Raw genomic sequence first — 9,563 nt, 5'->3', positions numbered from 1 at the left:
GATGGTGACCCCGACAGGATTTGAACCTGTAACCTGCCCCTTAGGAGGGGGCTGCTCTATCCAGTTGAGCCACGGGGCCGCCTGGGGCCTCTTTTGCCCTCTGGCCGCGAAAATGGCAAGCTTGCCGCGGCCGGGCGGAAAAGATAACGGTAACATGATTGCGTCCCGGTAGTTGCGATGAACACGAAAAGACCCCGCCGCCCACTGACCCTGCGCGATGTGTCCGAAGCATCAGGCGTGTCCGAGATGACCGTCAGCCGCGTGCTGCGCAACCGGGGCGACGTCTCGGCCGCCACGCGCGAGAAGGTGCTGACCGCCGCCCGTACCCTGGGCTATGTCCCCAACAAGATCGCAGGCGGGCTCGCCAGCCAGCGCGTGAACCTGGTCGCGGTGGTCATCCCGTCGCTGTCGAACATGGTGTTTCCCGACGTGCTGGGCGGGATCTCGGCCGAACTGGACGATACCGGCCTGCAGCCGGTGGTGGGCGTGACGAATTACAGCCCCTCGCGCGAGGATGCGGTACTTTACGACATGCTGAGCTGGCGGCCCTCGGGGGTGATCCTGGCCGGGCTGGAACACAGCCGGGCGGCGCGGGCCATGCTGGACAACGCCGGCCTGCCGGTGGTCGAGATCATGGATGTGGACGGCACGCCGATCGACACCGCCGTCGGCATCTCGCACCGCCGGGCCGGGGCCGAGATGGCCGACGAGATCCTGGCCGCCGGCTATCGCCGCATCGGCTTCATCGGCACGCACATGCCCGAGGACCATCGCGCCCGCAAGCGGCTCGCCGGCTTCGAGGAACGGCTGGGCGAGCGCGGCGTGCAGCTGGCGGCGCGGGAATATTACCAGGGCGGCTCGTCGCTGCTGAAGGGACGCGAGATGACCGAGCGCATCCTGACGCGCGAGCCGGAGCTGGACTTCCTGTATTTCTCCAACGACATGATCGGGGCCGGCGGGCTCTTGTGGTGCATGGAGAACGGCTACGACATTCCCGGCAGGCTGGGGCTTGCGGGCTTCAACGGCGTCGAGCTGCTGGACGGGCTGCCGATGCGGCTGACCACCACCGACGCGCGGCGCATCGACATCGGCCGGCGCGCGGCCCGCATCGTCGCCGGCAAGGAGCCGCGGCCCGAGAACGGCATCATCGCGCTGGCCCCGACCATCTTGCCGGGAGAGACCATCCGCAAGCATTGACGCCGCGCCGGCGGGCGGCGCTGCAGGAGTATTTGGCAGACGGTGAAACGGGCGCAGGCCTGGCCCTTGCGCACCGGCCTGCGTTTTTCTCCGTTTCACAAATACCCATGCGGCAGCGACGGTTGCGCGGTCGCATGGGTATTTTCGGAACGAAGAAGCCGGATCCGGGAAGTCAGCCCAGCTCGGGGAAGAACAGGCCCTTTGGCGAAGGCGTGAAGATCTCGCAGCCATCCGCGGTCACGCCGATCGAATGCTCGAACTGGGCCGAGAGCGACTTGTCGCGCGTCACCGCCGTCCAGTCGTCGGCAAGGATCTTGGTTTCGGGCCGGCCGAGGTTCACCATGGGCTCGATGGTGAAGAACATGCCTTCCTCCAGCACCGGGCCCTTGCCGGGACGGCCGAAATGCAGCACGTTCGGCGGCGCGTGGAAGCTGCGGCCAAGGCCGTGGCCGCAGAAGTCGCGCACCACCGACATGCGGTTCGATTCCACATAGGACTGGATCGCCCAGCCGATGTCGCCGAAGGTGGCGCCGGGACGGACGGCCTCGATGCCGCACATCAGCGCGTCATGCGTGACCTGGATCAGCCGGCGCGCCTTGACGCTGGGCCTGCCCGCCACATACATGCGCGAGCTGTCGCCATACCAGCCGTCCACGATCACCGTCACGTCGATGTTCAGGATGTCGCCCTCGGCCAGGATCTTGTCGCCGGGGATGCCGTGGCAGACGACGTGGTTCACGCTGATGCAGCTGGCGTGCTGGTAGCCGCGATAGCCGATGGTGGCGCTGGTGGCGCCCAGTTCCTCGACCCGGCCCCGGATGAAATCGTCCAGGCCGCCGGTGGTGGCGCCGGGCTGCACCAAGGGACCGACCTCGTCCAGGATCTGCGCCGCGATCAGCCCGGCCGCCCGCATGCCCTGGAAGTCCTGCGGGTCGTGGATGCGGATTCCCTCGCGGGTCTGGCGTGCGTCGTTCATGGCGTCCCCTTGGCGTCGTCCTGCTGGTCCGTTCCACAGATAGTCCCATGCCGCCACTTGTTCCAGCCCCTCGGGCGGACCTATACATTTGCGCAAGGAGCCAGATCGCCAGGAGGAGCGCGCCGATGCAATCCGACAATCCCACCGCCGCCATCCTCGTCATCGGGGACGAGATCCTTTCGGGCCGCACGCGCGAGGGCAATGCCCATTACCTGTCGCAGGTCCTCAATAGCATCGGCGTCGACCTGCGCGAAGTGCGCATCGTCGGCGACGACCACGACCAGATCACCGCCGCGATCAGGGCGCTGGATTGCTCGCTGGGCGGCGCCTGGGACATGCTGTTCACCTCGGGCGGCATCGGGCCGACGCATGACGACATCACCGCCGATGCCGTCGCCGCCGCCTTCGGCGTGGGCATCGAGATCAACGAGGAGGCGCGGCGCGTCATGGTCGAGCGCTGGCAGGCGCGCGGCGTCGAAGTGACCGGCAACCGCCTGCGCATGGCCCGCATCCCGCTGGGCGCGGCGCTGATCCCCAACGCGCATTCCGCCGCGCCGGGTTTCCATATCGGCAACACCTATGTCATGGCCGGCGTGCCCGAGGTGTTCCGCGCCATGGTCGAGGCGGTGGTGCCGGGCCTGCCGACCGGCCGCCCCTCGGTCAGCGAGGCGCTGGAGGTGCTGCGCCCGGAATCCGACGTGGCCGACGAGCTGCGCGCCGTGGCCGATGCCTTCCCGGACCTGTCGCTCGGCTCCTATCCCTTCCAGAGCGGGCAGCGCTACGGCACCAGCCTGGTGATCCGCGGGCTGGACGACAAGCGCGTCACCGACGCCATGACCCTGCTGCGCGAAAGGCTGGCCCTGTGATCGGCGATCCCGACATCGCCCGCGCCTTCGAGACCACCTGGCCCGCCGCCGAATATGCGCCGGCCGGCGGTTTCCTGGTCGGCCGCGGCCGGGCCGGCGGCGGCCGCGTCAGCTCGGCCCGCGCCGCGCGGCCCGACTGGACCGAGGCCGACATCGCCCGCGCCGAAGCCATCCAGCGCGGCTGGAACGAGCGGCCGATGTTCCGCGTCGCCGATGACGATGCCGCGTTGGCGCAGGCGCTGGCGGCGCAGGGCTTTCGCCATGGCACGCCCACCGCGATCCTGGCCGCCGATTGCGCCCGGCTGACCGCCCTGCCCGTCCCGCCGCTGGCCACCTTCGAGATCTGGCCGCCGCTGGCCATGCAGCGCGACATCTGGAGCGACGGCAATGTCTCGGCCGCCCGCCAGGCGGTGATGGAGCGCGTGGCCCTGCCCAAGACCGCGCTGCTGGGACGGATGCAGGATCGCGCGGCCGGCGCGGCCTTCGTGGCGCTGGACGGGCCGGTCGCCATGATCCACGCCATCGAGGTGGTGCCCGCCCTGCGCCGGCAGGGCGTGGCGGGCTGGCTGATCCGCATGGCGGCGACCTGGGCCGAGGCGCAGGGCGCAACCCGGCTGGCGCTGGCGGTCGGCCGCGCCAATGCCGGCGCCCGCGCGGCCTATGACCGGCTGGGCTTTGCGGAACTCGGCGGCTACGGCTATTGGAGCAAGGACTGAAGCCGGCGCTCAGGCTGGCGCGGCCGCCAGGCGGCGCAATTCCTTCTTGAGCAGCTCCAGCTCGCCGCGCATCAGGCTCAGCTCGGCATGCAGGTCGCCGTCCAGGATCTCGCCCGCGACCAGGGTCAGGCTGGCCAGGCGGCGGGCGCCGGGCCGGGGCGGCTCGCCCTCGGCGCCCCCGTCCTCGACCAGAAGGAAGCTTTGCGCGCCTTCCGACAGCCGCTCGGCCGGGATGGCGGCGGCGACGCGCCAGCGGCCGGGTGCTTCGGCGGTCAGCCGGGCCTCGGCCACGCGGCTGCCCATATGCACCAGCACCAGCCGGCCCGGCTGGGCGTCGCGGTGGATCACCCCCTGCCAGATCCCGCTTTTCAGCCCCAGGGATTCAAATTCACTCATTAAAACATTCCTTGGTCAGAACCAGGGTCAGAACTGGGCCCGCAGGTGGCGCGAGAAGAACAACTCGCGGATCTCGACCGCATTCATGCGGGGCGCCTCGAAAATCAGGTCCAGCCAGATCTTTTCCAGCCGCTTCTCGTTCATCGGGGTATAGGCAAGGTCGAACTCGGTCACCTGCCGGCTGTAATGGCCCGGCTCGAAGCGGCGCAGTTGCAGCGTGGCCTGGTCGGTGTTCGGGCCATGGCCGATGTTCAGCCGGGCATAGACCTCCAGCGCGCGCTCGGCGATGATGCCGGTCTCCAGCCGCAGGACATGGCTGCGGGTCAGGCCCTGCAACGCGCTTTCGGGCAGGTCGATGGACAGCGACAGGAAGCTGCCGGCAAAGCCGAACACCTCGAGCCGCATGCCAAAGGGCGACAGGTCGGTCGCGCCGCCATTGGCCAGTTGTTCCAGGATCAGCGCACGTTCGGGGCAGTCGTGCCAGACCGCCGCCCCCTCGCCCAGCCGGTCGCCGGCCTCGGGCCCGGCCAGCCCGCGCGGCGTGACCTGCCCGGCCATGAAGCCGGGGCGCCAGCGCCAGTCGGTGCCGCCGGGCAGGTGCAGCGCATCCAGCGCCGCACGCGAACGCGCCGCGCGGCGGTCGGCGCCGATCAGGAAGCGGTCGAGGCTGCCGCGCAGCGCGCGCGCCTCCTCGCGCAGGTGGCGCAGGCGGGCGGCGGGCAGCGTTTCGACGCCCCCGGCCAGCGCCGTCCATTGCTGTGCAGCCCGCTCTCGGGTCTTGCGTTCAAGCCATTTACCAGGGCGTATTGCCATGCGTCCGCCTGTCACTGATCCATGTAGACGTGGGTTTCGGCGGCCGCACCCGGATGGGTCACGGCGCCGTAGCGAGCCTTGCCGACCAGCTGAGCGTATTTCCACAACGCGCCCGAGGCATAATCCGTCTTGCGCGGCCCGGCCCATGCGGCGCGGCGCTGCGCCAGTTCCTCGTCGCTCAGCGCCACGGAAATCTCGCCCCGGATCGCGTCGATGGTGATCATGTCGCCGTCGCGCAGCAGCGCGATGGGGCCGCCATGCGCCGCCTCCGGGCCGACATGGCCGACGCAGAAGCCGCGCGTCGCGCCGGAAAACCGCCCGTCGGTGATCAGCGCCACCTTCTTGCCCATGCCCTGCCCCGACAGCGCCGCCGTGGTCGCCAGCATCTCGCGCATGCCGGGGCCGCCGGCCGGGCCCTCGTTGCGGATGACGATCACGCAGCCCTCGGCATAGTCGCGGCGGGTGACGGCGTCGAAGGCCTCTTCCTCGGATTCGAAGACGCGGGCGGGGCCGGTAAAGACCTGATGCTCGGGCGCCATGCCCGCGACCTTCACGATGGCGCCGTCGGGTGCCAGATTGCCGCGCAGCCCGACCACGCCGCCGGTCCGCGACAGCGGCGCCGTCACCGGATGGATGACCTTGCCGTCGATCTCGCGCGCGACAAGGTCCAGTTCCTCGCCCATGCTGCGCCCCGAGGCGGTCAGGCAATCCTCGTGGATCAGCCCGGCGCGGCGCAGCTCGCGCATGACCACCGGCACGCCGCCGGCCTCGAACAGATCCTTGGCGACGTAGTCGCCGCCGGGGCGCAGGTTCACGAAATAGGGCGTGTCGCGAAAGATGTCGCAGACGTCGAACAGATCGAAGGGGATGCCCGCCTCATGCGCGATGGCGGGCAGGTGCAGCCCGGCATTGGTCGAGCCGCCGGTGCAGGCCACCACCCGCGCCGCGTTTTCCAGCGACTTGCGCGTCACCACGTCGCGGGCGCGGATGTTCCTCTCGATCAGCGCCATCACCGCCTCACCCGAGGCGAGCCCGTATTGATCGCGCGATTCGTAGGGCGCCGGCGCGCCCGAGCTGTTCATCAGCGCCAGCCCGATGGCCTCGCTGACGCAGGCCATGGTGTTGGCGGTATATTGCCCGCCGCAGGCCCCGGCCGAGGGACAGGCCACGCGCTCCAGGATCTCCAGCTCGGCATCGGTCATCTTGCCGGCGGCGTGCTGGCCCACGGCCTCGAACACGTCCTGGACCACCACGTCGCGCCCGTCCAGCTTGCCCGGCAGGATCGAGCCGCCATAGATGAAGACGCTGGGCACGTTCAGCCGCACCATGGCCATCATCATGCCCGGCAGCGACTTGTCGCAGCCCGCCAGCCCGACCAGCGCGTCATAGCAATGCCCGCGCATGGTCAGTTCGACCGTGTCGGCGATGGCATCGCGCGAGGCAAGGCTCGAGCGCATCCCCTCGTGCCCCATGGCGATGCCGTCGGTGACGGTGATGGTGGTGAACTCGCGCGGGCAGCCGCCGCCCTTCTTGACGCCCTGCTTGACCGACTGGGCCTGGCGGGCCAGCGCGATATTGCAGGGCGCGGCCTCGTTCCAGCAGGTCGCCACCCCCACCCAGGGGGAATGGATCTCTTCGTCCGAGATGCCCATGGCATAGAAATAGCTGCGATGCGGCGCGCGGGCCGGCCCCTCGGTGACATGGCGACTGGGCAGGGTCGACTTGTCGAAACGGCTGTTCTTCATGGCTGCATCCTCCGGCTGGATTCTGGATAGGCCCAGCCCGCCCGCGGAGCAAGGGGCTGCCGCCCGCCCTCAGCCCAGGGCCGCGTCCAGCCGGGCGGCCATGATCAGGTCGTTCATGGTCACGCCCCCGGCCGAATGGGTGGCATAGGTGACGCGGGCATGGCCCCAGCCAAAGGCGATGTCGGGATGGTGCCCGGCGGCCTCGGCCTGCCAGGCGGCCAGGTTGGCCAGCTGCGCCGCCTGCCTGAAGTTCTTGAAGCGCCATTCGCGCTGGATCGACTTGCCGTCCTCGGCCATGCGCCACTCGGGCAGGTCGGCCAGCGCCTTGCGCAATTCCTCCGGCGACAGCGCGGCGGCGCCGTCCACGATCTTGTCCTTGCTGCGGTCCGTCATCGCGTCCTCCGTCACAGGATCGGCGCCGCCAGCGCCAGAAGATTGTTGCGCAGCCGGCGCCGGACCGACCAGCCGCGGATGTCCTCCAGCGCGATCGGCCGGGCGCGGGCGATATAGCCCTGCTGGCGTTCGTCCAGCCGCTCGGTGATGTCGCCGCCCAGGAACAGCATGTTCATCTCGTAGTTCAGCTCGAAGCTGCGGCGGTCCATGTTGGCGCTGCCCAGCATGGCCATGCGCCCGTCGGCGGTGATGATCTTGGAATGCAAGAGCCCGCCCTGGAACAGCATCAGCCTGACCCCGGCCGAGACCAGCCCGTAATAGAACCCCTCGGACGTGGCCTGCACCACCAGCGAATCGTTGCGCTCGGGCAGGATCACGGTCACATCCACGCCCCGCCGCGCCGCCGTGCGGATCGCCGAATCGAGCGAGGCGTCGGGCACATAATAGGGCGTCGTGATCACCAGCCGCTCGCGCGCGGCATGGATCATCGTCACCATGCAGTCCGACAGCGAGCCCTGGCGCTCGTCCGGCCCGGTGGCGACGACCTGCGCCACCTCGCCCGGCGCGGTGACGGGGCGGGTCATGCGCAGCATCTCGCCCAGGTCTTCGCCGGTATAGCTCATCCAGTCCTGCAGGAAGACCGCCTGCATCTGCCGCACCACCGGCCCCTCGATGGCCAGGAAGACGTCGATCCAGGGCGCATAGCGCGGCTTGATGGCGAAGGCCCGGTCCGAGCAGTTGCGGCTGCCGGTAAAGCCCAGAACATGGTCGATCACCACGATCTTGCGGTGGTTGCGCAGGTCCATGCGCTGGAACAGGCCGCCGATCACCGGGATGCTCAGCGGCAGCGCCTCGACGCATTCGACCCCTGCCGCCTTCATCCGCGACCAGGATTCGGACCGGCCGAAGGCGCGCGAGCCGAAGGCGTCGATGATCGCCCGCACCTTGACGCCGCGCCCGGCGGCGCGGATCGCCGCCTCTGCCACCGACCGCCCCGAGGGATCGTCGAGCCAGATATAGAACAGCATGTGGACATGCTCGGTCGCGCCGTCGATCGCCTCGACCAGCGCGGCGATGGCGCTGTCGTCCTCGGGCAGCAGCGCGGCGCGGTTGCCGGCCACCGCGGCAAAGCCGGTGGTGGCGCGATTCGCCTTGATGACCGGCTCGGCGAAATCGGGCAGCAGCTTCAGCTCTTCGGGGCTGGACTGCCACAGGCCGGACAGGCGCGAGCGGACATTGGCCATGGTCTCGACCTCGGCGCCGCGCATGCGGATCTCGCCGAACAGCACATAGGCCAGGATGCCGACCAGCGGCACCAGCTCGATCACCAGGATCCAGGACAGGCGGACCGTCGGCTCAAGCCGCGGACGCAGCAGCACGCGCACCGAAACGGCCAGCGCGGCTGCGTAATGCATGAACACAAGGGCTTCGGTCCACATGCCGCCATGAAAGCCCGGACAGCGCGGAATTGCAATTCGGCACCGCTTTGCATATCTGAGCCCAGAACGCAGCGCAGGGGGCCGCCGATGAACTGGATCACCAATTATGTCCGTCCGCGCATCAATTCGCTGTTCTCGCGCCGCGAGGTGCCCGAGAACCTGTGGACCAAATGCCCGGAATGCGGGACCATGCTGTTCCACCGCGAATTGTCGGACAACCTGAACGTCTGCACGAATTGCGACCATCACCTGGCGATCAGCCCGCGCGGCCGCTTTGCCGCGCTGTTCGACGGCGGCGTCTTCGTCGAGGTCAAGGTGCCCGAGCCGGTCGCCGACCCGCTGGGCTTCCGCGACCAGAAGAAATACCCCGACCGCATGAAGGCCGCGCAGAAGTCCACCGGCGAGAAAGAGGCGATGCTGGTCGCCGAGGGCGAGATCGGCCGCACCCCCATCGTCGCCGCCGCGCAGGACTTTTCCTTCATGGGCGGCTCGATGGGCATGTATGTCGGCAATGCCATCATCGCCGCGGCCGAACGCGCGGTAAAGCTCAAGCGGCCCCTGGTGCTGTTCTCGGCCGCCGGCGGCGCGCGCATGCAGGAAGGCATCCTGTCGCTGATGCAGATGCCCCGCACCACCGTCGCCGTCGAGATGCTGAAAGAGGCGCGGCTGCCCTATATCGTCGTGCTGACCCATCCGACCACCGGCGGCGTGACCGCCAGCTATGCCATGCTGGGCGACATCCAGATCTCGGAACCGAACGCGCTGATCTGCTTTGCCGGCCCGCGCGTGATCGAGCAAACCATCCGCGAAAAGCTGCCCGAGGGCTTTCAGCGCGCCGAATACCTGCTGGAACACGGCATGCTGGACCGGGTGACGCATCGCAAGAAGCTGCGCGAAGAGCTGATCTCGATCCTGCGCATGCTGGGCGGCCTGCCCGCGCCGGTGGTGGGCGACCTGCCCGCGCCCGGCACCATCGCCGCACCGCGCCACGAAAACGCCGCCGACAACGCCTCCGCCTAGGC

General features: G+C 69.2%; 10 protein-coding genes and 1 tRNA gene. 4 read left to right on the top strand and 7 right to left on the bottom strand.

Annotated elements, in window-relative coordinates; all coding sequences use genetic code 11:
• Nucleotides 1–2: 2 nt before the first annotated feature.
• Nucleotides 3–79: transfer RNA gene (locus E3U25_RS24010), tRNA-Arg, on the bottom strand.
• Between the two features lie 98 nt (nucleotides 80–177).
• Here E3U25_RS24010 and E3U25_RS24005 point away from each other — a divergent pair.
• Entirely contained in the window at nucleotides 178–1,197 is a 1,020-nt protein-coding gene (locus tag E3U25_RS24005; protein ID WP_072461531.1) for a LacI family DNA-binding transcriptional regulator, read from the top strand.
• A gap of 172 nt (nucleotides 1,198–1,369) precedes the next feature.
• On the opposite strand, the gene map is transcribed toward E3U25_RS24005, so the two are convergent.
• Nucleotides 1,370–2,173 (bottom strand): type I methionyl aminopeptidase, encoded by an 804-nt coding sequence (gene map, locus E3U25_RS24000; protein WP_036751661.1) that lies wholly within the window; start codon nucleotides 2,171–2,173, stop codon nucleotides 1,370–1,372.
• 125 nt (nucleotides 2,174–2,298) lie between these two features.
• On the opposite strand from map, the gene E3U25_RS23995 reads away from it, so the two are divergent.
• Nucleotides 2,299–3,039 (top strand): competence/damage-inducible protein A, encoded by a 741-nt coding sequence (locus tag E3U25_RS23995; RefSeq protein ID WP_036751663.1) that lies wholly within the window; start codon nucleotides 2,299–2,301, stop codon nucleotides 3,037–3,039.
• Nucleotides 3,036–3,755 carry a GNAT family N-acetyltransferase gene (locus E3U25_RS23990; protein ID WP_140848941.1) on the top strand — a complete coding sequence of 240 codons (720 nt, stop codon included), beginning with the start codon at nucleotides 3,036–3,038 and terminating at the stop codon, nucleotides 3,753–3,755. Before E3U25_RS23995 ends, E3U25_RS23990 begins: the two co-directional genes overlap by 4 nt.
• A gap of 9 nt (nucleotides 3,756–3,764) precedes the next feature.
• On the opposite strand, the gene E3U25_RS23985 is transcribed toward E3U25_RS23990, so the two are convergent.
• The 5 genes from E3U25_RS23985 to cls all read right to left on the bottom strand — a co-directional run bounded on the left by E3U25_RS23985 (nucleotide 3,765) and on the right by cls (nucleotide 8,541).
• Nucleotides 3,765–4,151 (bottom strand): hypothetical protein, encoded by a 387-nt coding sequence (locus E3U25_RS23985; RefSeq protein WP_140848943.1) that lies wholly within the window; start codon nucleotides 4,149–4,151, stop codon nucleotides 3,765–3,767.
• 27 nt (nucleotides 4,152–4,178) lie between these two features.
• Nucleotides 4,179–4,964, bottom strand: a complete 786-nt coding sequence (locus E3U25_RS23980; RefSeq protein ID WP_140848946.1) for a DUF6478 family protein — start codon at nucleotides 4,962–4,964, stop codon at nucleotides 4,179–4,181.
• Nucleotides 4,965–4,975: 11 nt separating this feature from the next.
• Nucleotides 4,976–6,709 carry a dihydroxy-acid dehydratase gene (ilvD, locus tag E3U25_RS23975; protein ID WP_140848948.1) on the bottom strand — a complete coding sequence of 578 codons (1,734 nt, stop codon included), beginning with the start codon at nucleotides 6,707–6,709 and terminating at the stop codon, nucleotides 4,976–4,978.
• Between the two features lie 69 nt (nucleotides 6,710–6,778).
• Nucleotides 6,779–7,102, bottom strand: coding sequence for a 4a-hydroxytetrahydrobiopterin dehydratase (locus E3U25_RS23970; RefSeq protein WP_114537535.1), 324 nt, complete (start codon nucleotides 7,100–7,102; stop codon nucleotides 6,779–6,781).
• A gap of 11 nt (nucleotides 7,103–7,113) precedes the next feature.
• Nucleotides 7,114–8,541 carry a cardiolipin synthase gene (cls, locus tag E3U25_RS23965; protein ID WP_116222872.1) on the bottom strand — a complete coding sequence of 476 codons (1,428 nt, stop codon included), beginning with the start codon at nucleotides 8,539–8,541 and terminating at the stop codon, nucleotides 7,114–7,116.
• Between the two features lie 87 nt (nucleotides 8,542–8,628).
• On the opposite strand from cls, the gene accD reads away from it, so the two are divergent.
• Entirely contained in the window at nucleotides 8,629–9,561 is a 933-nt protein-coding gene (gene accD / locus E3U25_RS23960) for an acetyl-CoA carboxylase, carboxyltransferase subunit beta (protein ID WP_036751675.1), read from the top strand.
• Nucleotides 9,562–9,563: the final 2 nt, after the last annotated feature.

Origin of the sequence: Paracoccus versutus (assembly GCF_029909795.1) — a bacterium.
Classification (GTDB): domain Bacteria; phylum Pseudomonadota; class Alphaproteobacteria; order Rhodobacterales; family Rhodobacteraceae; genus Paracoccus; species Paracoccus versutus.
Note: the sequence above shows the minus strand (reverse complement) of the source record. Positions and strands in the feature narration are given on the sequence as shown.